Origin of the sequence: Candidatus Cybelea sp., from assembly GCA_036489315.1 — a bacterium.
Classification (GTDB): Bacteria; Vulcanimicrobiota; Vulcanimicrobiia; order Vulcanimicrobiales; family Vulcanimicrobiaceae; genus Cybelea.
The window spans coordinates 121,719-145,798 of the sequence record DASXFZ010000022.1; the positions used below are offsets into that span (position 1 = coordinate 121,719).

The 24,080-nt window shown below is 64.4% G+C and carries 30 protein-coding genes; 19 read left to right on the forward strand and 11 right to left on the reverse strand.

The annotated features are described in order from the left end of the window. Positions 1-13 precede the first annotated feature (13 nt). The 3 genes from rplU to VGG51_05985 are packed head-to-tail and all read left to right on the forward strand — an operon-like array spanning position 14 to position 1,024. Complete coding sequence (gene rplU, locus VGG51_05975; GenBank protein ID HEY1882573.1) at positions 14-328, forward strand: 50S ribosomal protein L21; 315 nt, start codon at positions 14-16, stop codon at positions 326-328. A gap of 16 nt (positions 329-344) precedes the next feature. Then, complete coding sequence (locus VGG51_05980) at positions 345-680, forward strand: ribosomal-processing cysteine protease Prp (protein ID HEY1882574.1); 336 nt, start codon at positions 345-347, stop codon at positions 678-680. A gap of 56 nt (positions 681-736) precedes the next feature. Then, entirely contained in the window at positions 737-1,024 is a 288-nt protein-coding gene (locus tag VGG51_05985) for a hypothetical protein (GenBank protein HEY1882575.1), read from the forward strand. On the opposite strand, the gene VGG51_05990 is transcribed toward VGG51_05985, so the two are convergent. After that, positions 1,021-1,281 carry a twin-arginine translocase TatA/TatE family subunit gene (locus VGG51_05990; protein ID HEY1882576.1) on the reverse strand — a complete coding sequence of 87 codons (261 nt, stop codon included), beginning with the start codon at positions 1,279-1,281 and terminating at the stop codon, positions 1,021-1,023. The two genes, VGG51_05985 and VGG51_05990, sit on opposite strands and share 4 nt — an antisense overlap. Before the next feature lie 89 nt (positions 1,282-1,370). On the opposite strand from VGG51_05990, the gene VGG51_05995 reads away from it, so the two are divergent. Next, complete coding sequence (locus VGG51_05995) at positions 1,371-1,853, forward strand: hypothetical protein (GenBank protein HEY1882577.1); 483 nt, start codon at positions 1,371-1,373, stop codon at positions 1,851-1,853. Here the strand turns inward: VGG51_05995 and VGG51_06000 are convergent. Then, positions 1,813-2,283, reverse strand: a complete 471-nt coding sequence (locus tag VGG51_06000) for a tetratricopeptide repeat protein (protein HEY1882578.1) — start codon at positions 2,281-2,283, stop codon at positions 1,813-1,815. The two genes, VGG51_05995 and VGG51_06000, sit on opposite strands and share 41 nt — an antisense overlap. Positions 2,284-2,291: 8 nt before the next feature. On the opposite strand from VGG51_06000, the gene trmD reads away from it, so the two are divergent. From trmD to VGG51_06060, 12 genes are all read left to right on the forward strand, one after another. Beyond that, complete coding sequence (trmD, locus tag VGG51_06005; GenBank protein ID HEY1882579.1) at positions 2,292-3,014, forward strand: tRNA (guanosine(37)-N1)-methyltransferase TrmD; 723 nt, start codon at positions 2,292-2,294, stop codon at positions 3,012-3,014. A gap of 79 nt (positions 3,015-3,093) precedes the next feature. Then, positions 3,094-3,447, forward strand: coding sequence for a 50S ribosomal protein L19 (gene rplS / locus VGG51_06010; protein HEY1882580.1), 354 nt, complete (start codon positions 3,094-3,096; stop codon positions 3,445-3,447). Positions 3,448-3,543: 96 nt separating this feature from the next. Continuing rightward, positions 3,544-4,194 carry a signal peptidase I gene (gene lepB, locus VGG51_06015; protein ID HEY1882581.1) on the forward strand — a complete coding sequence of 217 codons (651 nt, stop codon included), beginning with the start codon at positions 3,544-3,546 and terminating at the stop codon, positions 4,192-4,194. Positions 4,195-4,200: 6 nt separating this feature from the next. After that, positions 4,201-4,935 (forward strand): signal peptidase I, encoded by a 735-nt coding sequence (lepB, locus tag VGG51_06020; protein ID HEY1882582.1) that lies wholly within the window; start codon positions 4,201-4,203, stop codon positions 4,933-4,935. Positions 4,936-4,958: 23 nt separating this feature from the next. Then, positions 4,959-5,468 (forward strand): signal peptidase I, encoded by a 510-nt coding sequence (lepB, locus tag VGG51_06025; protein ID HEY1882583.1) that lies wholly within the window; start codon positions 4,959-4,961, stop codon positions 5,466-5,468. A 13-nt stretch (positions 5,469-5,481) separates the two neighbouring features. Then, a complete protein-coding gene (gene ylqF / locus VGG51_06030) occupies positions 5,482-6,321 on the forward strand; it encodes a ribosome biogenesis GTPase YlqF (protein HEY1882584.1) in 840 nt (279 codons plus the stop codon). After that, positions 6,302-6,991 carry a ribonuclease HII gene (locus VGG51_06035; protein ID HEY1882585.1) on the forward strand — a complete coding sequence of 230 codons (690 nt, stop codon included), beginning with the start codon at positions 6,302-6,304 and terminating at the stop codon, positions 6,989-6,991. The genes ylqF and VGG51_06035 overlap by 20 nt, the downstream gene beginning before the upstream one ends. Further along, positions 6,981-7,319: a YraN family protein gene (locus VGG51_06040; protein HEY1882586.1), complete on the forward strand. Its 339-nt coding sequence runs from the start codon at positions 6,981-6,983 to the stop codon at positions 7,317-7,319. The genes VGG51_06035 and VGG51_06040 overlap by 11 nt, the downstream gene beginning before the upstream one ends. Beyond that, the gene (locus VGG51_06045; GenBank protein ID HEY1882587.1) at positions 7,319-8,947 is read left to right on the forward strand and encodes an APC family permease; all 1,629 of its coding nucleotides are present in this window, start codon (positions 7,319-7,321) and stop codon (positions 8,945-8,947) included. Before VGG51_06040 ends, VGG51_06045 begins: the two co-directional genes overlap by 1 nt. Positions 8,948-8,958: 11 nt before the next feature. Then, the gene (locus VGG51_06050) at positions 8,959-9,147 is read left to right on the forward strand and encodes a hypothetical protein (GenBank protein ID HEY1882588.1); all 189 of its coding nucleotides are present in this window, start codon (positions 8,959-8,961) and stop codon (positions 9,145-9,147) included. After that, positions 9,144-9,764, forward strand: a complete 621-nt coding sequence (locus tag VGG51_06055) for a universal stress protein (protein HEY1882589.1) — start codon at positions 9,144-9,146, stop codon at positions 9,762-9,764. Before VGG51_06050 ends, VGG51_06055 begins: the two co-directional genes overlap by 4 nt. A gap of 25 nt (positions 9,765-9,789) precedes the next feature. After that, a complete protein-coding gene (locus tag VGG51_06060; GenBank protein HEY1882590.1) occupies positions 9,790-10,449 on the forward strand; it encodes a hypothetical protein in 660 nt (219 codons plus the stop codon). Between the two features lie 65 nt (positions 10,450-10,514). Here the strand turns inward: VGG51_06060 and VGG51_06065 are convergent, their stop codons facing one another. From VGG51_06065 to VGG51_06085, 5 genes are all read right to left on the reverse strand, one after another. Next, positions 10,515-10,898, reverse strand: coding sequence for a carboxypeptidase-like regulatory domain-containing protein (locus VGG51_06065; protein HEY1882591.1), 384 nt, complete (start codon positions 10,896-10,898; stop codon positions 10,515-10,517). Positions 10,899-11,037: 139 nt separating this feature from the next. Continuing rightward, positions 11,038-12,039 carry an ABC transporter permease gene (locus VGG51_06070; protein ID HEY1882592.1) on the reverse strand — a complete coding sequence of 334 codons (1,002 nt, stop codon included), beginning with the start codon at positions 12,037-12,039 and terminating at the stop codon, positions 11,038-11,040. Beyond that, positions 12,036-13,532, reverse strand: coding sequence for a sugar ABC transporter ATP-binding protein (locus tag VGG51_06075; protein HEY1882593.1), 1,497 nt, complete (start codon positions 13,530-13,532; stop codon positions 12,036-12,038). Before VGG51_06075 ends, VGG51_06070 begins: the two co-directional genes overlap by 4 nt. Positions 13,533-13,534: 2 nt before the next feature. Further along, positions 13,535-14,485, reverse strand: a complete 951-nt coding sequence (locus VGG51_06080; GenBank protein HEY1882594.1) for a substrate-binding domain-containing protein — start codon at positions 14,483-14,485, stop codon at positions 13,535-13,537. A 181-nt stretch (positions 14,486-14,666) separates the two neighbouring features. Beyond that, positions 14,667-15,308, reverse strand: a complete 642-nt coding sequence (locus VGG51_06085) for a hypothetical protein (protein HEY1882595.1) — start codon at positions 15,306-15,308, stop codon at positions 14,667-14,669. A 57-nt stretch (positions 15,309-15,365) separates the two neighbouring features. Between VGG51_06085 and VGG51_06090 the strand changes: the two genes are divergently transcribed. Both VGG51_06090 and VGG51_06095 read left to right on the forward strand, forming a co-directional pair. Further along, entirely contained in the window at positions 15,366-16,898 is a 1,533-nt protein-coding gene (locus VGG51_06090) for a YifB family Mg chelatase-like AAA ATPase (protein ID HEY1882596.1), read from the forward strand. Positions 16,899-16,936: 38 nt separating this feature from the next. Then, positions 16,937-20,392 carry a GH92 family glycosyl hydrolase gene (locus VGG51_06095; protein HEY1882597.1) on the forward strand — a complete coding sequence of 1,152 codons (3,456 nt, stop codon included), beginning with the start codon at positions 16,937-16,939 and terminating at the stop codon, positions 20,390-20,392. Between the two features lie 10 nt (positions 20,393-20,402). Here the strand turns inward: VGG51_06095 and hemQ are convergent, their stop codons facing one another. The 4 genes from hemQ to nrdR are packed head-to-tail and all read right to left on the reverse strand — an operon-like array spanning position 20,403 to position 23,186. After that, entirely contained in the window at positions 20,403-21,254 is an 852-nt protein-coding gene (gene hemQ / locus VGG51_06100) for a hydrogen peroxide-dependent heme synthase (GenBank protein ID HEY1882598.1), read from the reverse strand. 21 nt (positions 21,255-21,275) lie between these two features. Further along, entirely contained in the window at positions 21,276-22,253 is a 978-nt protein-coding gene (locus VGG51_06105) for a ketopantoate reductase C-terminal domain-containing protein (protein ID HEY1882599.1), read from the reverse strand. Continuing rightward, positions 22,250-22,705 carry a dUTP diphosphatase gene (dut, locus tag VGG51_06110; protein ID HEY1882600.1) on the reverse strand — a complete coding sequence of 152 codons (456 nt, stop codon included), beginning with the start codon at positions 22,703-22,705 and terminating at the stop codon, positions 22,250-22,252. The genes VGG51_06105 and dut overlap by 4 nt, the downstream gene beginning before the upstream one ends. A 13-nt stretch (positions 22,706-22,718) precedes the next feature. Continuing rightward, a complete protein-coding gene (gene nrdR, locus VGG51_06115) occupies positions 22,719-23,186 on the reverse strand; it encodes a transcriptional regulator NrdR (GenBank protein HEY1882601.1) in 468 nt (155 codons plus the stop codon). 529 nt (positions 23,187-23,715) lie between these two features. On the opposite strand from nrdR, the gene VGG51_06120 reads away from it, so the two are divergent. Continuing rightward, positions 23,716-24,080: DNA-processing protein DprA (locus VGG51_06120; protein ID HEY1882602.1), on the forward strand; the 365-nt coding region annotated here is incomplete at its 3' end.

The following is a 24,080-nucleotide window of genomic DNA, read 5'->3' on the forward strand; positions in this document are numbered from 1 at the left end:
TCGTACCGAAGTTATGTACGCGATCATCGAAGCCGGCGGGAAGCAGTACCGAGTCGCCGAGGGCGACGTTATCCGCTGCGACCTGGTCGCCACCGAGGTTGGCTCGGACGTCACCTTCGATAAGGTCGTCCTCGCAGCCAACGGCGACGACGTCGCGGTCGGCAGCCCCATTTTGAGCGGCGCTTCCGTTACGGGAACCGTTCTGCGCCAGGCCAAAGACAAGAAGATTCTCGTCTTCCGCTATAAGCCCAAGAAGCGCGTTCGCAAGCTCAACGGCCACCGTCAGCCGTTCGCCGAAGTCAAAATCACCAAGATTACACTCCCTTAGCGGGAGCGCAGGCCGTGTGCTCGAGGTAGTCTTTTTCCGGGACGACCGCGATCGTCTCGCGGCAGTATTCGCTTGCGGCCATGCGGATTTTGACGAGTACGGGCAGGACATCGTCTGCGCTGCGATCTCGGCCGTGCTCCAAGCCGCCCGGCTCGGCCTCGAGCACTACGCCGGCGGCGAGATCGAGGCCACGCAAGAGTCCGGGAGGCTGCGAATCGACTGCGCCCCAAGCGCCCGCGATAAAGAAAGCGTCGCCGCGATCCTCGCCACGGCGGAGCTCGCCGTCGCGCAGGTCGCCCGGCGCTATCCGGAGCACGTAAGCCTCGCCTGCGAACGAATCGGGAAAACGTGAAACGGGACGCTCCAATCAGGGTAACAAGCTTGGCAGACCCAAAGGAGACTCACACGATGTCTGAAAGTTTTCGCACGACTCCCGCCGACCAGCCGTGGTCGAGTTCGCCGCGGCCGGGGAATGGGCACCAGAACGCCTTCGGAGAACCCGCGCCGAGCGATGATGACGGGGCCGGTGAGGCCGGAAAAATTGTCCTCGCCGGGCTGCTCGGCGGCCTTCTTTCGGCCGCCGGCTACATGGTCTACCGGCGGCTGCCCGACGAACAGAAAGAGCGGCTTCACTCGCAGGTGCGCTCGATCGTCCAGCAGCGCATCACGGAGATCCGTCAGAACTTCAATATTTAAGCGTCGTCGTCTAGCCGTCTTGCCGGGCCCGTCGGGGGCTCGGGCGGCGGCGCCGGCGGAGGCTCGATCGGATAGAGGTTCGGCGGCGCGTCGCCCGCATCGGCGGCGCGCTCCATTTCAGAAATAAAGGAGTGCGACGTGTTCTGGACCTCGCGCATGAAGCGCCCGGCCTGACGCATGAGGCCCGGCAGACGATCCGGCCCAAAGAGCAAGAGCGCGAGCACCGAGACGACGAGGATATCGGGTACCGAGAACATCGCAGCCTCGCCTTTCCGCGAACGCCTGCAGACTTCCGCCGACCCGGAGAAGGGCTTCCCTGCGGGGCTGTGCAAGCATGAGGGCCCCCGTGAAGATCGTCTATACCCGCGGCAATCGCACGGAAACGCTCGCTTCGCTAGCGACCCTGCGAAAGATTCTCAACCGATTCGTTGCACGACGAGTCTTTTACGAAATTTCGAGCCGCAGCAAGCGCGGGCACGAGTTTTTCTCGACCAAGAGCATCTTCGTCGTCGGCCTGATCGAAGTAACGAACTTCGACGACCTGAAAATTCTGATCTTTGATGCGCACGACGCCGCGCATTCCATCGAGATTCTCAATCCCGAAACGATGCGCATCTACGACGAAGCTCCCGGCCGCGGTTTTGCGGTGTCGTTCGTCAGCGGAAGTGAAGGCGCGGTAGAGACTCGCTGCTACCTCCGCGACGAAGGCGCCGACGGGGAAGCCATCCACGAGCAAACGGCCTTGGAGCGCATCAGCCTGCCGCAGCTGTTCCAATATCTCGAAGGGATCACCGCGAACGAAACCGCGGGAAAGAGCGCAGAGCGGTAGCTCTCTGCCGGTCCTCCAAGCGCTGCGCGCAGCGCAGCGCGCGCACCCCTTCGGCGATGCGGCCCGCACGCTTATAAGCGACCCCGAGATTCAAATACGCGACCGCGTAATCGCCGTCGCTCTCGACCGCGCGCTCGTAGTGCGCGATCGCCTCTTCGACCCGGCCCGCCTCGAGCAGCAGGTTGCCGAGATTGGTCAGCGCCGGCGCGTGGCGCGCGTTTGCTTCTAGCGCCGCGGAAAAATCGTCACACGCAAGCTCGCGCAGCTCGAGCCCGATGCGCGCTACACCTCGCTTGTTGAAGAGGAAGGCGCGTTCCAGGTCGTCCGACGCCCCCTCAAGCAGGGCAGTGAGCTCTGCTTGGGCTCGGGCAAAATCGCGCCTCCCCAGAGCCTCGAGCGCGCAAGCAAATTCCCGTCGATTCCGGAACACTCTGCGCGGTGTTCGAGATCGACGTCATCACGCTCTTTCCCGAAGTCTTCGCGCCCTTCGTCGGCCTCTCTATCGTCGGACGCGCGGTCGAGGCGGGAATCGCAAACGTGCGCTACCTCCACCTCCTCGATTATCTCGAGGAGGGGGAACGCGCCGACGACGCACCCTTTGGCGGAGGACCGGGCATGGTGCTGCGCATCGAGCCGATCGCTCGCGTTCTCGACCGCGTTCTGGCAGGGGCCCCCGCGGACGAACGCCGCCTGATCGTCGTCCCAAGCCCGAGCGGCAAGCCGTTCGACCAGCAAGACGCGCAGCGGCTCGCCGCCCTCGACCGCGTGGTCATCGTCTGCGGACACTACGAAGGGATCGACGACCGCCTCGGGCGGCTCTATCCAATCCAGGAGTATTCGCTTGGCGACTTCGTCCTGACCGGCGGCGAAATTCCGGCGCTCGCGTTCATGGATGCGGCAATCCGGCTGCTTGCCGGGACGATCCGCCCGCAGTCGCTCGAAAACGAGTCGTTCTCGGCCGGCCTGCTCGATTATCCCAGCTTTACCAGGCCGGCAACGTTCCGCGGCGTGGACGTGCCGGAGGTGCTTCTCTCGGGCGACCACGCCAAGATCGCACGATGGAGGCGCGAGCAGTCCCGCCTTCGAACCGCCGGACGGCGCCGAGACCTGCTCGATAATGCGCTGCTCGATAACGCCTTGCACCTCGAGGAAAGCCCGTGATAGGATACGGGGGTTCTGCCGGGCTCCGTGCCCGGCTATTCGTTGCGCCCGCCGCGCCAGCACTCAGGAAGACAGATAAATGAACGTGATCGACGCGCTCAAACGCGACCAGCTCAAGCAGGACGTCCCTAAATTTCGCCCCGGCGACACGGTGAAGGTTTACTCCAAGGTCGTCGAAGGCGGCAAGGAGCGGACGCAAATGTTCGAAGGCGTCGTCATCGTACGCAAAGGCGGCAGCGCCGCCGAATCGATCACGGTTCGGCGCATCGCGCATGGCGTCGGGGTCGAAAAGACCTTTTTGCTGCACAGCCCTCGCGTCGAGCGCATCGAAGTCGGGAGGCGCGGCATCGTCTCGCGCAGCCGCCTCTACTATCTGAGCGAGAAGGTCGGCAAGGCAGCCCGAATCAAGGAAAAGAAAGCCAAAGGAACCTGACGCGCCGCTCTGACACCGCTCCAGCTCGTAGGGCTCCTCTGCCTTTTAACGATTGCTCGGGCCGCTCTCTCTGCCGGAGCCTTCGCAAAGTGGAGCGTGCGCGTTGGGAACGCGACCCTCAAGGAACTGCTCGACGTGCTCATCATCGTGGGCTTAGTCGCGCTGTTTCTGATCACGTTCGTCATCCGGACGTTCTATATTCCGTCGGTCTCCATGGTGCCGACGCTGCAAGTCCGCGACGTGCTGCTCGTCGATGAGATTGCCTATCGCTTGGCGCGCCCGCACGACGGCGACATCGCCCTATTCATTCCACCGGTTCCCGCCGGCGGAAACGACTTCGTGAAGCGCGTTATCGGCGTGCCGGGTGACACGATTGCCATCCGTGACGGTGCCGTCTTCCGAAATGGCCTCCGCCTGGCCGAGCCCTACGAGAACCAGCCGCCGGCCTACGACCTGGCGATCCGAAACTACGCGATCTACGTCAACGGCGCGCCGCTGGACTCGCGGAGCGCAAACGTGCCGCCGCGCGCCCTCTGGCAGGCACCGGACCGCGTGCCGAACGGCTTCTATTTCGTTCTGGGCGATAACCGAAACTATTCCGACGACTCGCACGTCTGGGGCTTCGCGCAGCTGCAGGGACGCTTTGCGGGCGGCCCGCTCGCCCGGCGCAAGGTCACAGCGGCATTTACCGGCAGAGCGTTCGCGATCGTTTGGCCGCTCGACCGCCTGCGCGTTTTGGAGAAATAGCCGGTAATGACGCCCTACGAGTTGCTCGCCATCGTCGCGATCATCGCCGTTGCCCGTGCGGTGCTCTCGCTGCGTCCGGTCGTCGCTGGATCGGCGGGGCGCAGCACGGCGATTGCCCGCGAGTTTCTCGATCCGTTCATCATTGCCGGTCTGGCCGCGTGGGTTCTCATCACGTTCGTGGCGCGGACCTACTACATTCCCTCGGGGTCGATGCTGCCCACGCTGCAGATTCACGACGTACTGCTCGTCGACAAGTTCGAATATCGCTTTCACCGGCCCAACGAAGGCGATATCGTGGTCTTCCCGCCGCCCGTCCCGACGCCGGACGACTTCATCAAGCGCGTGATCGGGCGTCCCGGCGACAGGCTTCGAGTCTCCGGAGGCAGCGTGTACCTCAACGGCACGGCGCTGCGAGAGCCGTATATCGCCGAAAAGCCGGCGTACAGCCTGGAGATCCGCGACTACGGCATCTACGTGAGCTACGGCGTCGGCTGGCAGCGCCTCGATCCCAGCTCGGCGAATGTTCCGCCCGCCTCTAGCTGGACCGCCCCGGACAAGATTCCGCCGCATTGCTACATCATGCTCGGCGACAACCGGAACGACTCCGAGGATTCACATATCTGGGGCTTTGCACAGGATCAGGGAGCGTTCGCCGCCGGGCCGCGCAAAGGGACGCAGGGCGGCTTCACCGGACGCGCCTTTCTGATCTTCTGGCCACCCTCGGAAGCCAAGATTCTGTAGGCGCCTGCGCGAAGTCGAACCGCGTGCCCCGCATCTTGCGATGGCGGTCGATCGCGAGCCTGGCGCTGCAGCTGGCCGTACTCTCCGTTCTGATCGCGGCCTTTTTCATGCGTTTGCCGGAGGTTTCGGGGCTCTCGATGGAGCCGCACATCCACTCCGGCGAGTTCGTTCTCATCAATACGTTCGCTTATCGGCTCGGCAGCCCGAAGCACGGCGATATCGTCGCCTTCCGCCACGAAGGCGACGATCGAGAGGTTTTCATCAAGCGCGTCGTCGGTGTTCCGGGCGACCGCATTCGCATCGATCGAGGGCGCGTCTATACCAACGGCGCGCCGCTGCGCGAACAATACGTCAAGGATCCCGACGACCGCACCTTCGCCGAGGTCGTCGTCCCGGCGAACTCCGTGTACGTTCTCGGCGACAACCGGGCCAACAGCGAAGATTCGCGCATTTTTGGCACCGTCGGCGACGACCGCTTGATCGGCCGCGCGATCGCGGGCGTCTGGCCGCCGCGGATGTTCGGCGCGCTGTAGGGAAGGCGACCACGTGGAAGGCGAGCGGGGCACTGTGAATACCAAGCTGCAGCGTCATGTTCAATGGTTCCCCGGCCACATGGCCAAGGCTCTGCGCCGAATTCGTGAATATCTTCGGACGATCGACGTGGTGATAGAAGTTGTCGATGCGCGCATCGCGCGCAGCGGGCGCAATCCCGTACTCGACGAGCTCGCTGCAGAGAGGACACGAGTCGTCGCGCTCGACCGCGACGATCTCGCGAGCCCGGCAGCGACCAAGCTGTGGCTGCGCGAGTTCTCGCTGCGCGGTTACACCGCCATTGCCGTGGACGGGCGAAACCCCCGCAGCGTCGCGCGTGTCGCGGCCGCAATCGTACCCGCAGCGGGTCGCCGCAAAGGGCCGTCCGGAGTGTCGAGGGCGATGATCGTCGGCATACCCAACTCCGGGAAATCCACGATCGTAAACGCGCTCTTGCGGCGCGCAGCGGCAAAAACCGAGGCGCGCGCCGGCGTCACCCGCCAAGTGCAGTGGTTCCGTCTCTCGCCGGCGATCGAGCTCATGGACACGCCCGGCGTTCTCCCGCCGAGAATCTCGACGGCGGCCGCCCAGTGGAGGCTGGCGATCTGCGGCGCCGTTCCCAGCGATCACTACGACGCGCAAGAGGTCGTCGCGGAGTTCCATGCATGGCTGCTCGCCTCGCACCCCGCAACGACGGTCCCCGATCTTCACACGTTCGCGACTGCGCGCGGCTTCGTGCGGCACGGCGGCGAACTCGACTACCACAACGCCGCACACTCGTACATCCGCGCTTTTAACGAAGGCGTCTTCGGACGCATCTCCCTCGAGAACGCCGGTGACTCCGAAAGAACGTAAAGCACGCAACGCCTACGAACGCGAACGGCGGCGGCTGCATCGTCTGCACCGCTTCGAAGACGCCGCTCGCGCCAAGGGCTTTCTCTTCGTCGGCGGCATCGACGAGGTTGGGCGCGGACCGCTGGCCGGCCCCGTCGTCGCCGCCTGCGTCGTAGCGACGCAGCCCCTGCTGATCAAGGGACTGAACGATTCGAAACAAGTCCGGCCCGAGCTGCGTGTCGAACTGGCGGAGATCATCAAGCTGCGCGCGGCCGCATGGTCGGTCGGAAGCGCGTGCGTGGCCGAGATCGACCGGCTGAACATCTACTGGGCCAGCGTGCTTGCGATGGAACGCGCGATAGCCGGATTGCAAGCGGCGCCCGAGTATCTGATCACCGACGCCGTGCGCATACGCTCGTTCGCCGGCCCGCAGGAACCGCTGATCAAAGGCGACGCACGCTGCGCCGTGGTCGCGGCCGCCTCGATCGTCGCCAAGGTATTCCGCGACGCGTTGATGGTCGAGCTCGATCGGGAGGATTCCCGTTACGGTTATGCCCTTCACAAAGGCTATTCGACGCCGCTGCACATCGAGGCGCTGCGCGCGCACGGGCCGAGCGTCCACCATCGCGCGAACTGGGCACGCGTTCGCGACGCGCAGCTGGCGTTGGGGCTGCAATTCGTTGAAGACTAACTCTGAAAAAGGGAGACAGGGCGAGGATCGTGCGAGCAGCTTCCTTTTATCGTGCGGTTACCGCGTGCTGGCCCGCAACGTACGTCTGCCCGGCGGGGAGATCGACGCCGTTTGTCTCGACGGGCCGACGCTCGTGATCGTCGAAGTGAAGCGGCGTGACTCGAGAACGTTCGGCTCAGCGCTCGCAGCCGTCGACGCGTGCAAACGCGCCACGCTTCGGCGGGTCGCCGCGGACTACGCGCAGATCGTCGCACCTTCGGCGAAGCTTCGCTTCGACGTGGTCACGCTGGACGGTCATCGCTTGAGCCTCCATCGAAACGCGTTTTAGTGAGTACTTCGAGCAGTACCCCAAAGCCGGAGCTGCGCCGCAGCGTCACGCCCTGGGGCTCCTTCTCTTGGGGTTATTCGGACGTCGGCGCCGATATTTTCGTCGGGCTTGGGCTCGTGCTGGCGTGGGCCGCGGGAGCCTCGAACGTCGCGTTCCTATTCGCGGGCGTCGTCTACGTTTGCATCGGTCTAGCGTATACGGAACTTGCCGCGACCTACCCGGTCGCCGGCGGAGGCCAGTATTTCGTAATGCGCGGCCTCGGCGACATCTTCGGCTTTATCGCCGGGTGGGCGGTCTTGCTCGACTTCACGATCGATGTGACGCTCTTCGCCTGGACCTCGGTCGATTACACAAGCCAGCTTGCGCCGGCGCTCGTCAACTCGGTACACCCCTGGCTGCACTTCATCGTCGTCCTCGGGCTGGTTATCGGGCTCTGCTTGCTCAACGTCGTCGGCGTCCGCGAGAGCACCGCGTTCAACGGCGTCGTCTCGGCGCTCGACGTTATCAGCGAAACCTGCATCCTCTGCTTCGGCTTCCTCTTCGCGTTTCGACCGCAGCTCCTAATCCACACGATGCAGCTGCACTGGCCCTCAACGTACGAGCTGATGCTGGGGACCTCGCTGGCGATCATCTCGTTTGTCGGCCTGGAGTCGATCTCGCAGGCGGCGCAGGAGACGCAGCGCCCCGCTTCGATCATCCCGCGAACTTCGGTCGCGCTGATTCTGACGATTTTGATCTTCGCGCTGGCCTATTCGAACCTCGCGCTCGGCTTGCAGCCGTGGCATCCAATCACCGACTCGGCCGGACACCCGATGCAATTCTGGCAGATCTTTCCGCAAAACTCCGACAATCAAGGAAAGGCGGTCGCGCTGCTCGCCGCACAGGTGCCATACTACGGGGCGTTCGCAGCTCTCTACGTTCCCGTGCTGGGTGCGGTGCTCTTACTGATCTCTTCGAACTCGGGCGTCTTCGGCAGCTCACGCATCGCTTACGCGATGAGCAGCAGCAACCTGCTGCCGTCACTCTTCCAGCGCGTGAACCGAGCCTACCGGACGCCGGCGATCTCGATCGTCTTCTTCTCCGCGATCGCGCTCATCGAGCTCGGCTTTGCGGCGGCCCCGGCGCTCTTTCCCGGTGTCTCGTCGCTGTACGTCCGGTTCTTCCATGGAGAAAACGGCCTCGAATTCCTCGCAGACCTCTACGCTTTCGGAGCCGCAACGAGCTATTCGTTCGTCTTCTTAGGCCTGATCGGTCTGCGCCTGATGGATCCGCTGAGCCCACGCAAGTTCAAGATTCCGTTCAACATACCGATGCGATTTCGCGGCGAACGAGTCGATTTTCCGGTTGTCGCGGTCATCGGCTTCCTCGGCATCTTCTCCATTCTGCTTTTTACCTTGCGCACGCACGCGCTCGGGCGCATCTTCGGTCCGACGTGGCTGCTGCTCGGACTGATTGCCTATCTGTTCTACCGGCGACACCGCCGCCTTCCGCTTCTTCGCTCGCAGAAACACGACTGGCGTAACGAACAGACGGAGATCCTCCGCCGCGCCGGCGAGCTCGAACTGATGGACGAGTATCTGAGCAACCTGCGCGCCAGCGACGAACGGCGCGCAGCGGGCCGCAGCTAGGGAACCTCGCAATGCTGCTTCTGCGCGCGGTGCTCGCGGGCGCGATGATTCTCTTGGGCATCGTCATCCTCGTGCGGATGCTCGTGGTATTGCCGATGGGCGGTTTTGCCGTTGTGCCGGGCGTCGTCCTCGGCGTCGCGATGATTGCGCTCGGCGTCCACCGGCTCAGGCTGATCGCCCGCGTTGCGGGGATGCAGTGATCTCCTTCGGCGGCGACGTCCACATCACGATCGCCGGCGCGCTGATCGCGCTGCTCATCGCTGCGGCGGTCGGTGCGACACTCAACTGGATGCTGCATCCGCCCCAGTCGCACGTGTTGCGCATCGCCGCCGAAGCCGAGCGCGAGCTCGAGCGGCTGGTCGGCAGCTTGATTGTCGTCTTCTCTCCGGAGATCGATTCATCGCACATGATGGCGCTGGCCGTAAAGCTCGCGCGGGGCGAGCGCTCCGAGCTGCTGGCGCTCTACGTGATCGAGGTTCCCTACACGCTGCCGCCGGATGCGGAGATGACTTTCGAGGAACGCACGGCACTCGACGCGCTCGGTGCGGCCGAGACGATTGCTAACGGCCACAACGTGGCGATCCGGACCGAGACGATCAAGGCCCGTTCGACCAAACAAGCCGTTCTGGATGTGGCCAAACGCGTTAAGGCAAATCTCATTATTCTCGGCTCGTTCCGCGAAGGAAAATATACCGGTGCGCCGCTGGGGCGCACGATCGAGGAGATCGCTGCAGACGCAAAATGCGATGTCCTCATCGGCGTCGAAGGCAAGCACGGTACGCTATTGATGGACGAGAGTTCGCAGTCCACCACGTAAAGATTCGTCACCTGAGGAGACAACCGTGAATTTCAGAGGTTCTCTGCCGCTGCTTGCCCTTTTCGTCGCTGCAAACTGCGTCGCCGTCCGCGCCGCCAACGAAGTAACGGCGATCGCAGCCTTCGACAAAGCCTTTGCCGCCATCACCGACTACACGTGCGTCCTGCACGTGCACGAAGCCAAAGGCACTCAAACGCAGGACCGCGTCTATCAGTACGAGTTCATGAAACCGCACTACGTGAAGACCCTGATCCTCGCGGGCGACGGCAAGGGATCCGGCGGCGTCTGGACCGGCGGCGATCAGGTCAGCGGTCACCAGGGCGGCTTTCTCTCGGGAATTCACCTGAAGGTCAGCATCAACGACCCGCGCGCGACGTCGCTGCGCGGAGTGACGATCCCCGACGGCTTACTGCAGCGGATCGTCGACAACTACGGGACCATTGCGGGCAAGTTGACGCAGGTCGACGGAGGGAAGATCAATGGCGTAGAGACCGACCGTCTCGAGCTGAAGCCATCCGATCCCAACGCAAACTTCGGAATCACCGATCAGATCCTTTATATTTCAAAAGAGACGCACTGGCCGCTCCGTCAAATCCTCTACAGCGGATCGCAAATCGTACTCGACGAGAACGTCACGGACCTCAAGACCAACGTCGGCCTCGCGCAAAAAGACTTCCCGTTTTAGATCGAGCGGTGCGCGGCCTACGGCTGTAGGCCGCGCGAACGATGCTCGTACCAGTGCTGCCGGGCTTAATGCGTCGCGGCGCCGGAGCTCGATTCTTGTGATGCCGGAGTGAGTTTCAGATCGTATTGCTGGGTCTGATCGGCGAAGACCGCCTCATCTGTGACCGAACGCGCGTCGTACCCATCTTTTTCAGCCGAAACGGTGTAGTTGTCGGGCTGCAGGGCAAAGACGATGTATCGGCCGTGTGCGTCGGTCGTCGTCTTGACGCTTTGAGAGGGGGAGGTGATCTCCAGGCGCACGCCCGAAATCGGCGCGCCGGTCTTTGCGTCGGTGACGATGCCGCCGATGCCCCCGCTCGTACCTGCCAGTGCTACGCTTGCTTGGCCTCCGATTGCCAGCAACAATCCCATCGCGCAGAGTGCGCGCCGCAGCGAATTTCGATTCATCATTTGGTCGTTTTCCATTTCAGTAGACAGCTTGGTGTGCCGCCTAATATACCGGGCGCGTTGCGCCGAGTGTTTCACAGTTGAAACACAAGTTTTCTTTGATTTTCCTTGATTGCGCGAGCGACTTTTCTAGACGTCGCGGCTAGCGCGAAAGGTATCGTTTGCGCAGTTCGTCGAGTACGACCGCGAGCAGGATCACGGCGCCGAGTAAAACTTTTTGGAGATACGAATCGACGTTGAGCAAGTTCATCGCATTGTAAAGCACGCCGATGAGCAGCGCGCCAAAAAACGTACCGATGACGCTGCCCCGTCCACCCATCAGGCTCGTCCCGCCGACTACGACCGCCGCGATCGACTCGAGCAGTTCGTCGCCGGTTCCGGTCTGCGGAGAACCAGATGAAAAAAGCGCCATATACAAAAAGCCGACGATCGCGGCACAGCCGCCGCTGATCACATAAACCATCGTCTTGACGCGTGCGACGTTGATGCCGGCAAGCCGCGCCGCCTCTTCGTTTCCGCCGATGGCAAAGACGTAGCGGCCAAAACGCGTGCGGTTCAGCAGCACCGAGGCTGCCACAATGACGGCGAGCATCCAGATGACGGGCACGGGAATGCTCGGCAAGTGCAACGCCTTCGTCACCCCTCCGAGAAACGAACCGATGCCGGTATTTTGGAAATCGGTCGTCTGCAGCGCCACCGGGCGTCCGTGGGATAGAATGAACGAAGCGCCGAGCGCCATCTCGAGCATCGCAAGCGTCGTGATGAAGGGGGGCAGGTTGAGCTTGACGACGGGGAGCGCGTTTACCCAGCCGGCCGCGCAACCCACGGCAACCGCGACGATCAGGGTCGCCGCGATCAAGGGAAAACCGCTCAAATGCACCGCGTTGGCAAAGAGCGCTGCCACGACGCCGGTCAGCGCGACCAGCGAACCGACCGAAAGGTCGATGCCGGCAGTGATGATCACAAACGTTTGGCCGATGCCCAGAATGCAGTTGTAGGTTATCTGCCGGAGCACGCGGACGATATTGCTGGGCTCGAGGAACGAGCCGTGCGAGGCGACGTCTACGATCGCGATCAAGGCGACCAAAACCAGCGACGCTGCGCCGATGCGCAGCCAGTACGCGCGACGCTCGGCGGCCGTCACGCCGCCGCACCCGTGGCGACGGAGATCACGCGCTCCGGCGTGGCTTGCTCGCGCGCGAACTCCGCCGCGATCCGCCCCGCGCGAACGACGAGAACCCGGTGAGCCATTCCCAAGACCTCCGGCAGGTCGCTCGAGACCATGACGATCGCCGCGCCGCGCTCCGCGAGCTCGAGCATGATGCGGTAGATTTCCGCTTTGGCACCCACGTCGATTCCTCGCGTCGGTTCGTCGAAGAGAAAGACGCGCGCGTTTCCGAGCAGCCATTTCGCGAGCACGACCTTCTGCTGCGTTCCCCCGGAAAGGTTGCTGACGAGCTGTTCGGTGCTCGGGGTTCGAATCTGCAGCTGCTCGATCATCCGTGTCGCTGCAATGCGTTCGCGCGCGACGTCGATGAGCAGGTCGCGGTCGACGAAGTCGGCCAGGTGCGCGAGCGAAACGTTTTCGCGCACCGTCATCCCGAGCACCAAGCCTTGGCCTTTGCGATCCTCGGTGATGAAGGCGACGCCGGCGGCGATGTCGCCCGCGATGTCTCCCGGCCGCAACATCGCGCCGTCGACTTTGACCTCGCCCCCGTCGGGCACGTCTGCGCCGGCAATCGCGCGCAGTATCTCGGTGCGTCCGGCTCCGATCAGGCCCGCGAGACCCACGATCTCGCCGCTGCGCACGGTGAAGCTCACGTCTTCGAATGCCGGCCGCAGCGAAAGCATACGGACGTCCAGGCGCGCCGGCGCATCGGGCGCGAGCGAAACCAACTCCGGGAAATGTGCGTCGAGCTGCCGCCCCACCATGTCGCGGACGATCTCGTCCGGTGAGAAATCCGCGACCGGCTTTACCGCGACGATGCTGCCGTCGCGCATCACGGCGATGCGGTCGGCGACGCGCGAGAGCTCTTCCATCCGATGCGAAATATAGATGATGCCCGCCCCGGCAGCGCGCAGTTGCGCAATCACCCCTAAGAGCCCCTCGATTTCACGATCTGAGAGCGCGGCGGTCGGTTCGTCCATCACGATGATACGCGCGGAACGCGCCAGCACTTTGGCGATCTCCACGAGCTGCTGTTGCCCCACCGAGAGATCGGAGACCGGAACGTCGAGGGGTACGCGCAGGCCGAGCTCGTCGAAGACCGCGGCCGTGCGCCGCGCGGCGGCGGCCGAGTCGAGGAAACCATTTCGCGTCGGCTCCGAGCCAAGCGTAACGTTGGCGATCGCGCTCAGTTGCCCAACCAGCGTAAACTCCTGGTAGATCATGCCGATCCCCAGCTGCTGTGCGCGTTGGGGCGAATCGATCGCGACCGCCGCACCATCGATGAAGATTTCACCGGAGTCCGCATGCAGCGCGCCGGAAAGGATTTTCATCAAAGTCGATTTGCCGGCGCCGTTCTCCCCGACCAGGACGAGCACTTCGCCCGCGTCGAGCGTGAGCGATACGTCGGAGAGGGCGCGCACGCCGGGAAAGCTCTTCCCGATGCGCCGCATCTCCAGCAGCGGCGGCACGCCTATGACGACGACTTGGTAAAGGCCCCGACGGGAATCTTCACCACTGCCGGCGGCTGCTTGCCGGCGAAATAACCGCTGATGACGTCGATCGTCGTAGATCCGATCTTCGCCGGATACTGAATCGCATCGCCGTACATCTCGCCCGCCGCGATCGCTTTGCGCGCTTCGGGAGTCGCGTCGTAACCGACGATTGCGACCTTTCCGGTCAGACCGGCGGCGCGGACGGCGGCCAGCGCACCGAGCGCCGAATCGTCATTGATGCCGAAGATGCCTTTGAGATCGCGATGCGCCTGCAGAATGTCGCCCGTGTCGCTGCTGGCCTTATCGCGCGTGCCGCCGGAGTCGATATCGGCGACGATGGTAACGCCGGGACAGAGCTGCGCGATCGCTTGTTTGAAGCCTTTGACGCGATCTTGAACGCTCGTGACCTCGGGCTCGTCGACGATCGCGATGCTGCCGCTCTTGCCGACGGCCGTACAGACGAGCTTGCCCGCCTGGAACCCGCCCTGCACGTTATCGCTTGCGATGTGGGCGACGACGTGACCCTGACTGCTCGTGCTCGCAATGTCGGCGGTGAAGACCGGAATATTCGCGCCGTTCGCCTCGGCGATCGCACTGCCGATCGCGGCCGAATCGTAAGGAGTCAGCACGATCGCATCGACCCGCTTGGAGATGAAATCCTCGACCTGGCTCTGCTGCCGCGCGTTGTCGCGACTCGCGTCGACCACGACCAGCGCGTAGCCGTACTTGGCCGCCTCGGCGCGCATGCCGGCCTCCATATCTTGGTAAAACTGCGCCTCGCGGTTTTGGATCGAGACGCCGATCGTCTTGTGCGCCGAGCCGGGCGAGCTCGGCGCGGGCGAAGCCGAGCTCTGCGAGCCTCCGTGCGAGCAAGCGGCCAAAATCGCCGTCAGAAGCGTGGCGGCAATCGGAGCGGGGGCTCTTTTCAATCTCTTCTCCTTCGCGGCTGAGCCATTAACGGCGGTCCTTTTGAACGTTTTGAAGCGCGCCGCCTTTTAATACTGTCCACAGCCTGTGACGTTCGTCTTGTGCATTCTGTGGAGAATCTCGGCTTTTTTCGGGTTTTAGCCGCTTGCGCATGGACGATGCCTGCACCGGCTTAAGGGTGCCTTAGCCTTCCTTGCTTTCCAGCTGGCCGCCGGGATGAACGGTTTTTTGGGCGGAGGTGTCGGACTGAAGCCACGGGTCGCCTAGCGTCAGCCGATTAAAGGCCTTGGGTGAAGTGCCGTGGGGATTGCGCTCCAGCCATGCGATCGCCCGTACCGCGAGATACTCGAAGTCATGGTACTGCACCTGACCGCGGCGCCGGCGCATGATTGCGATGGCCGGCTCGAGCTTTCTCCAGCAATGCACGATCAAGCGCCCGAAAAGGTCCATAAAGGTATCTTCCGAGACGAGACCGCGCTTCACCAGCGTCCCCATTTCGTTGAGCCAGTTGCAGGCGACCATCTCGGGGTGAGCGGCCGGATCGATGAAACCGATTTGTTCGAGCTTGCGGCGATAGGCTGGATCTTCGAGCCTGAGGGAAAGGTCCTCTTGGACATAGGTAATCGCGGCTTGCAGTTCGGGCGCACGAAAGTCGTGCTCGAGCGCGAGCAACGCTTGAAGTTGGTTACTGGCTTGCACGTGGCGTAGTTGGACCAGCGCGGCGATCACGCTGCCGGCGATCACCGCCAGCGTCCCGAGCTGCGCCGCCGCGGCGACGGCGGTCGACCAGGCGCTAAGCGCTTCCAAGCCCACGGCTTGCCGCATTCTTGGCGGCTTGCGGCGACCCCTAGACACGCCGCCTGCACCGCACAGAGGCTTCGTATGCTCTCGCTCGCCTTTTCGGCCGCGATGCTCGGCATCGAAGGCTACGTCGTTCGCGTTGAGGCGGACAGCGCTCCGGGCACGCCGTTCTTTGCGATCATCGGACTGCCCGACCGGGCCCTCAACGAAGCCCGCGAGCGCGTCCGCGCGGCAATCTTCAACTCGGGCTTTGCCTATCCGGCGGGGCGACTTTTGGTGAACCTCTCACCGGCCGACGTTCGCAAGGCGGGGCCGGCCTTCGACTTAGCTATTGCGCTTGCGTTAATCGGGATCGACGAGCAAGTCCCGCACTGCGCCCTGCGAGAGTTCCTTGCTCTGGGTGAGCTTGCGCTCGACGGAAAGCTGCAGCCGGTCGGCGGAGCGCTGCCGATGGTTCTGGGCGCGCGCAACGCCGGCTTTACCAAGATGATCGTTCCAGAGTGCAACGCCGACGAAGCGGGGCTCGTCTCGGGGCTCGAGCTGTTCGCGGTCGATTCGTTACGCTCGGCGGTCGCCGTCGTCTTGGGCCACGGCGCAAAATGGCGGCGGCGCACGCTTGCGCTCGAACTCGATGAAGACGAACGCGCGCACGGCGATTTCGCCGACGTACGCGGGCAGCTCGCCGCGAAACGGGCACTCGAAATCGCCGCGGCGGGCGGCCACAATCTACTCTTCGTCGGCCCTCCGGGCTGCGGCAAGACGATGCTCGCCCGACGGCTGCCCTCGATTCTTCCGCCGATGTCGGCGCACGAAGCGCTCGAGGTAACGAAGATCTACAGCGTTGCGGGGCTGCTGCGAGGACGCGCCGGCGTCGTGCGCGCACGCCCATTTCGATTTCCGCATCACACGATCACGCAGACCGCCCTCGTCGGCGGAGGCGCGCTCGTCAAGCCCGGCGAGATCTCACTCGCGCATCACGGCGTTCTCTTCCTCGACGAGCTCCCGGAGTTTACGCGCAGCGCGGTCGAGGTGCTGCGCCAACCACTCGAAGAGGGCAGTGTGACCGTCGCGCGGGCCGCGGGCACGCTGAGTTACCCGGCTCGCTTTCAACTTGTTGCTTCGATGAATCCGTGCCCGTGCGGTTATCGCGGCACGCGTACCGCGGAATGCCGCTGCGACGACGCAACCGTTGCGAAGTACGTCGGCAAGCTCTCGGGTCCGGTGCTCGATCGCATCGATCTTCAGATCGAGATCGCCCGCGTACCGTTCGACGATATGGTTCGTTACGACGGCGCCGAGCATTCGGCGACGATTCGCCGTCGCGTCATCGCCGCGCGGGAGCGCCAGCGCGAGCGTTTCGGCGAGACATCGCCGACCTGCAACGCCGAGATTCCCGGCAACGCGATGCGGCGTTACTGCCGGCTCGACGAACCCGCGATGCGATTGCTCGCGCACGCGAGTTCCAAGCGTCAGTTCTCGGCGCGCGCGCTCGACCGGATCGCGCGTGTCGCGCGAACGATCGCCGATCTCGCCGGCTGCGACGCGATCGCCGCCGAGCACGTGGCCGAAGCGATCGTATACCGCAGCCTCGAACGCCTGGGCGCGGCCGCGTAGCGGAAGGCAGCTCCGATCTCCGCGCGCAACAAGGCGGCGTGCACGTTTTTGCAATCGTGTTTGCCGCGATGGTGACGACGCTGGTCGATACGTTCGTCGGGACATCGGGCACGCAGACGGGCGGCCCGATCGACACGTTTCCGGGTGCCGATGTGCCCTTCGGCATGGTCCAGTGGAGCCCCGATACTCCCTCCCATAACGCCGGCGGCGGCTACGAGTACACCGATCGCCAGATCACCGGCTTCAGCCTCACGCACCTCAGCGGCCCGGGCTGCAGCGTCTTCGGCGATTTCGGCGTTCTGCCCACGACCGGCGAGATTTCGGCCGACCCGGCGAACGCGGCGCAGCCGTTCTCGCACGCAGACGAGGAGAGCGCCCCGGGATGGTATGCGGTATCTTTGGGAAATCCCGCGATTCGCACCGAGCTGAGCGTAACGACGCGAACCGGAATCGGGCGATTTACGTTCCCGGCGGCATCGCAAGCCAACCTGCTCTTCAACGCCTCGTCGAATCAAGTGGGCGTCACCGGCGCGCATCTGCGCATCGACGCTCCCGACGAGGTCTCCGGTTCGGCCTCGAGCGGCTTCTTCTGCGGAATGCCCGATCGCTACACCGCGTACTTCGTCGCGCGCTTCGACCGGCCGTTTCGCCAGTACGGCACCTGGCAAGGCGCGCGTGCATCTCTAGGATCGTCTGTCTCCGACGGGCCGCAGACCGGCGGCTGGGTGACGTTCGACGCAACGAGCAGCCGCAGCGTCACCGTTAAAGTCGGGCTCTCCTTCGTCAGCCTCGCGGGCGCCCGCGCAAACCTCGCCGCCGAGGGCCGGAGCTGGAACATCATTACGGTGCGCAACCGCGCGACCGACCGATGGGGTACGATGCTGCGGCGGATCGCGATCTCCGGCGGCGTCACCGATGCGCAGCGCACGTTCTACACGGCGTTCTATCACACGCTGCTCCATCCGAACGTCATCAGCGACGTCACCGGCTTTTACAGCGGATTCGACGGCCGGATCCACCGCGTTCGTGCCGGGCACGACGAATACGCCAACTACTCGGATTGGGATATTTACCGCACCGAAGTTCCGCTCATCGCGCTGATCGCGCCGCGGCAGACCAGCGACATGATGCAGTCCCTCGTCGACGCCTTTATGCAGGAAGGCTGGCTGCCGCGCTGGCCGCTCGTCAACGGCCCTTCGAGCGTCATGGGCGGCGACTCGATCGATCCGGTCATCTCCGGGGCCTTCGCTTTCGGTGCCCGAGACTACGACGCGCACGCTGCGCTGATGGCGATGGTCAAGGGCGCGACGAGCACGCAGCCGCCTCCCGCGCAAGACTGGTACTTCGAGCGGTGGGAGCTGCACGACGACTACTTGAGCCGCGGCTACGTCGTCAATACCCACACCACGTCGGTCTCGCCGGTTCCCAACGGCGCCTCCGAAACGCTCGAGTACGCGCTCGACGACTTTTCGATCGCGCGCCTGGCCTTCGAACTGCGCGATCGCCCGACGTATGACGCGTTCATGCGCCGGTCGTCGAACTGGACGACGCTCTTCGACGGCGCGACCGGCTGGATCGCGCCGCGGGACGAAGACGGTGCATTTATGCAGACGCCGTTGACCGAAAACGGGCAGAGCGGATTCCAGGAAGGCAACGCGGCCCAATACACCTGGATGGTGCCGCAGGATCTGCGAGACCTCACCGCTGCGATGGGTGGCGTGCGCCCCGCGACGGCCAAGCTCGACGCGTTCTTTACCGAGCTCGATGCCGGCCAAGATAAGCCGTACGCGTGGCTAGGCAACGAACCCAGCCTCGGAGCTCCGTGGGTCTATCTCTCGCTCGGCGAGCCCTGGCGCGCGCAAGAGATCGTCCGCCGCGCGCTCACGACGCTCTACGCGGACGCGCCTGCCGGTCTGCCCGGGAACGACGACCTCGGCACGATGAGCGCGTGGTATCTCTGGTGCGCGATCGGCCTCTACCCGCAGAATCCCGCGGTTCGGTATCTCGACGTCGGTGCGCCGCTGTTTTCGTCGGTTCGCCTGCAGTCGCCGAACGGCCCGACGATCGAGATCCGCGCGCCGCAGGCCTCGCTGGCCGATTCGTACGTCGAGGAGCTTCGGCTGAACGGCCGCTCGCACAACCAAAGTTGGATCGACCTGCCCGCTCGCGGGACCGTGCATCTCGACTACGTGCTCGCGCCTTCGCCGAATCCACGCTGGGCGGGCTCCCCGAACGCCGGGCCGCCGTCGTTCGTGCAATCCCACCTTGAGTTTGCTCCCGCGACGCCGGCGCAGCTGGGAGCCGCGCAGACCAGCGTCGCTCTCGCTCCGGGCGCGCAGACGCCATTGAGCTTTCGACTCTCCAACCGCGCGGGCAATGCGGCGGTCGATCTTACCTGGCAAGCATCGCTGCCCGGCGGTCTGCACCTGAACATTTCGCGCGGCAGCGAGACGGTCGGCGCCGGAGAGACGCGGACGATCCCGGCGCGCCTGAGTGCCGATTCCTCGCTGCCCGAGGGCTTGTACGCCGTCCGGATCGATGCGAGCGCGAGCAATCGGGCACGGCTCGAGCACCTGGAGCTTTACGTGCGCGTTACGCGCGGCGGCAACCCGGCTTCGATGGCCTACGCGACGAACCGCTTTGGAAACGACGTCACTCCGCTAGATCTCGCGACCGGATACGCCGGACCCACGATTCCTGCCGGCGAGGAACCGCGCGCGGCGGTCCTTTCGTCAAAGGGCGATCGCCTTTACGTCGCCGATGCCGGAGCAAATGCGGTCCGCGTCATCGATACTTCGTCCGGCCGCGCCGTCGCCGACGTTCGCGTCGGCAACGATCCGTTCGCACTCGCGCTCGAACCCAACGGCAAGACGCTGTGGGTCGTCAACGGCGACGACGCCACGATCGAAGCGATCGACACGGCCGGCTTGCGCGCGACGACGACACTGCACGTCGGCCTCGCGCCGCGCGGCATCGCCGTGCGTCCCGACGGCGCGATGCTCTACGTTAGCAACAGCGGCTCAAACACCGTCACCGCCGTCGACTTGCGCACTCGCAGCGTCGGGGGCGAGATCGCGGTGGGCGAGCGGCCGTGGGGAATGGCGGTTTCGCTCGACGGCCGGCGGCTCTACGTCGTGGAAAGCGCGTCGAACGACGTCATGCCGGTCGATATTTCGGGAACCGCCCGGGCACTAGCACCGATTCGTGTCGGCGTCGGCCCCGTGGCGATCGCAATTTCTCCCGACGGAAACCTGGCGTACGTTTCGAACCATGCGAACTCGACGATAACTCCAATCGATCTTCGCAGCGGTACGGCGCGAGCCGCGCTCGAGGCGGGCGGCGCTCCGGCGGGCGTTGCCTTCACGCGCGACGGAGGCACCGCCGTCGTGCTCTCCTCGCGCGACAATACGGCCACGCTCATCGACGTTGCGACGGGCAGAGTGCGGCGAACGATTCCGCTCGGCAACGGCCCGTACGGCCTCGCCGCGCCGTAACGTCGACGAGCTACTGCTCGGGAACTTCGAACTGCGGGATCGCGTCGCCGTCAAGAAAAGCCGGGAGCTCCCCGGGTGAGAACTGCAGGCCGGCCCAAAAGGACCCGAAATCGCCATAGCGCGCGCTGGCCTCGTCGAAGCGCATCTCGTAGACGAGCTTCTTGAAGACGAGCGGATCGTCGGCGTAGAGATCGACGCCCCACTCGAAATCGTCGAACCCGATCGAGCCGGAGATTACCTGGGTTACCCGGCCGTGATAGGAGCGGCCGACCACACCGTGCTCGCTCATCATCTTCGCGCGCGCTTCGAAGCCGAGAATGTACCAGTTCTGCACTTCGCCGCGCCGTTTGCTCATCGGGTAGAAGCACTGATAGCGCCGCGCGGGAATCTTCGCCCACAGGCGCGGGCCGATGTGAGGGTTCTCGGCTTGCTTGCGCACGAGTTCGTCGAAGCCGGCGATCCATTCCGGAGAGTGAGGGGCGAGCCCGCGGCCGCTGAGCTCGGCGTGAATTTTTCCGGTCGCGTCGTAGAGCCCGAGCTCGAGCACCGAGACGTACGAGCCCGCAGGCAGCAAGAATGCGCGCAGCTCGAGCTTATCGACGAGCGTCTGCGCGTAGGCGAGGCCGTCGAAGGTTCGTGCGTAGTGCGTGAGCATAAGATCGCCCTTGTGACCGACGATCTGGGTGAGCCCGACGTCGCCCTCGTCGCTGCCTTTGAGGTGATCGACGAGGTCGGCCGCGTGGCCCGAGTATCTGTTGCGGCGCTTTTCCGGCAGCGCGTCCCACGCGCGCCGGTCGAACGCAAACATGCGATGGAGAATCCACCAGCCTTCGAGCGATTCGGGAACGTTAGGATCGCGCATTTGCTCGCGGCTTCGTTCGTGCTAGCGGCGCGCTAATACTTTCACGCGCTTTACTTCGGCCTCGACCTCGGCTTCGAGCCGGTCCGGATGCTCTCGATACTTTGCCCAGAGGGGCGGCGTATGCGCGATGTCGTTGAGAACGCGCGTGTAGACCGAGTTGACGGGAACCGGCACGCCCACCTCGTGTCCGGCCGCGGCTACCGCCCCGTTGAGCACGTCGACCTCGGTGCGCGGCCTCGCCCGGCGGAGATCGATGAGCAGCGACGGCGGCTTCGTCCCGCGAGCTCCGGCGATCGTGTGCGCCAGCAGCGTTCGTGCAACCGGGCTCGGAAGCGTCGCGACGCCGAAGAGCGCGCGTACCGGGTAGCGAGGGAGATCGATCGCTTCGATCCGATGAGCCGCCATCACCGCCCGAACTTCGCGTATCATGCGAATTTCGAGGGTGAAGATCTTATCGAAGTGCACGAAGCGGTTCGGCAGGACGTTGAGAATGGCGCAGCTCGCGTTAGCCACCACGTTGAGCGCCAGCTTGCTCCATTTGAGCGCACGCCAGTCCTCGACCACCTTCACGTTTAGCCCGGTGCTCGCGAAGGTCGCCGAGAGCCAGTTGTATGCGTTGGAGCCGATCGGCGCGAGCGCGAGGCCGCCGCCGTCTTTCGCAGGATGGGCGTTTCCGTCTCGATCGCGGTCGACCGGGGTCGTGAGCGCCGCGGCCACGACGTTGTCGGGGCCGAACGCGGCCGCCAGCTTCTCCTCGTTGCCGACGCCGTTTTGCGGCGAGACGAAGACGCACTTCTCCGGATAGGCGATCGCCGCACGCAGGGTTTCGATTGCACCGTCGGTGTCGTAGGACTTGGTCGCAATAATCGCCACGTCGGCATCGTACGGCCGAACGGCCGAGAGGTCGCGCGGTGCGTAGGCGACGTCGACTCCGACCGAACGCAACAGGTCGCCGAGGTACGTACCGACCGCGCCCCGGCCGGTAATGTACACGTTCACGGGACGACGCCCGTCGAACCGAAGCCTCCTTCGCCGCGCGGACTGGGCGGGAGCTCCTCGACAACTTCAAACTCGGCACGCGAGACCGGCGCGACGACCATCTGGGCGATGCGATCGCCGCGATTGATGAGAACCGGTTTGCTTCCAAGGTTTGCGAGCACCACGCAAACCTCGCCGCGATAGTCGGCGTCGATCGTCCCGGGTGAGTTGAGGCACGTGACGCCGCTTTGAATAGCAAGCCCGCTCCGCGGCCGAACCTGTGCCTCGTAGCCGGGCGGAAGAGCGATCGAGAGACCCGTCGGCACGAGTGCGCGCGCCCCCGGCAGCAGCGTAAGCTGATCGCCGATCGCCGCGCAGAGATCGGCGCCCGCGGCATGCTCGCTCATATATGCAGGCAACGGCAGACCTTCGCCTTGCGGCAGGCGCGCAACCGCGACACGCACGCGCTCCACTATGCGGTCTCCACTAAAGCTGAGCGAGCTCTTCTCGGAAGCTTTCGATATCGCGGAACGATCGATAGACGCTAGCAAAGCGAATGTACGCGACCGGATCGAGTTTTCGCAGCGCTTCCATGAGCTTCTCGCCGACCATCGCCGAGGGTACCTCGCTCTCTCCGCGGGCGAAGAGTTCGCGTTCCAAATCGGCGGCCACCGCCTCCATACGCCCTTCGGAGATCGGCCGCTTTTCGCACGCTTTTCGCAGCCCGGCCAAAATCTTATCACGGCTGTACTGTTCCCGCCGGCCATCCTTTTTGACGACGAAGAGGCGCGGCACTTCCATGCGTTCGTAGGTCGTAAAGCGGTGCTTGCAGCGCGGATCCAGACACTCGCGGCGGCGGCGCACCACGGTTTCGTCGTCGCGCGAGTCGACGACGCGGGTCTCGCTCTTACGACAGGTCGGGCAAGTCAGTGGTAAATATCCCCCCCACGGCATATCTTGTGGGCGAGCGTATTATACGTCACTAGTGGTGGGTTAGGGAACGCTGGAGAGCAAAAAGGGCCGCTGATTTCAGCGGCCCGGCAACGGGAGCGCGGCCAAAGATTAGCTCGCGGCGCCGATTTTGAACATCTTGGTCCCGCAAACGGGGCACTTGCCCTCGGTTGCCGGACGACCGTTTTTCATCGTGATCTGGACTGCGTCTTTGATCTCCCGCTTCGCCTTGCACTTGACGCAATAGGCTTCTGCTGCCAACTGTGCTACCTCCGTTCGGCCCGCCTATTCCGTCGGGCGCTCCCGATTCCCCCTGGCGAGCATCTCTTGCACGGGCGTGGCCAGGGCGTGATGGAGCCGGCGATGCACGAGCCGATCTTCGAGACCCGGGAGCGAATCGAGGTTGCGCGAACCGGCCGCGGCTTCGAAGCCGTCGCCGGCGGCCTGTGGTGCAGCGGCAGCTTGAGCGCGCTAGCGCACCCTTGTGTTGCGATCGTCGGGACGCGCGCCGCGACGGCGTACGGACCGCGGCGTGGCTCGGCGTTGGGCGGCCGAGCTGGGTCGTGCGGGCTGCTGCATCGTCTCCGGATTGGCGCTTGGAATCGACGCTGCCGCGCACGAAGGAGCCTTGGACGCGAGGGCTCCGACGGTCGGCGTCATCGGCGGCGGGCACCGCCGTTTCTTTCCAGGGCGTAACCTGGAACTCGCCGAGCGGATGCTGGCTGCGGGCGGCGCGGTTCTCTCGCCCTATCCGCCCGGCGAACCGGCCCGGCCGGGTCAGTTTTTGCAGCGTAACGGCATCGTCGCCGCGCTCAGCGACGCGGTCCTCGTGGTCGAAGCCCCCGAGCGCAGCGGCGCCCTAAACACCGCCGGCTGGGCCGCCGGGCGGATACCCGT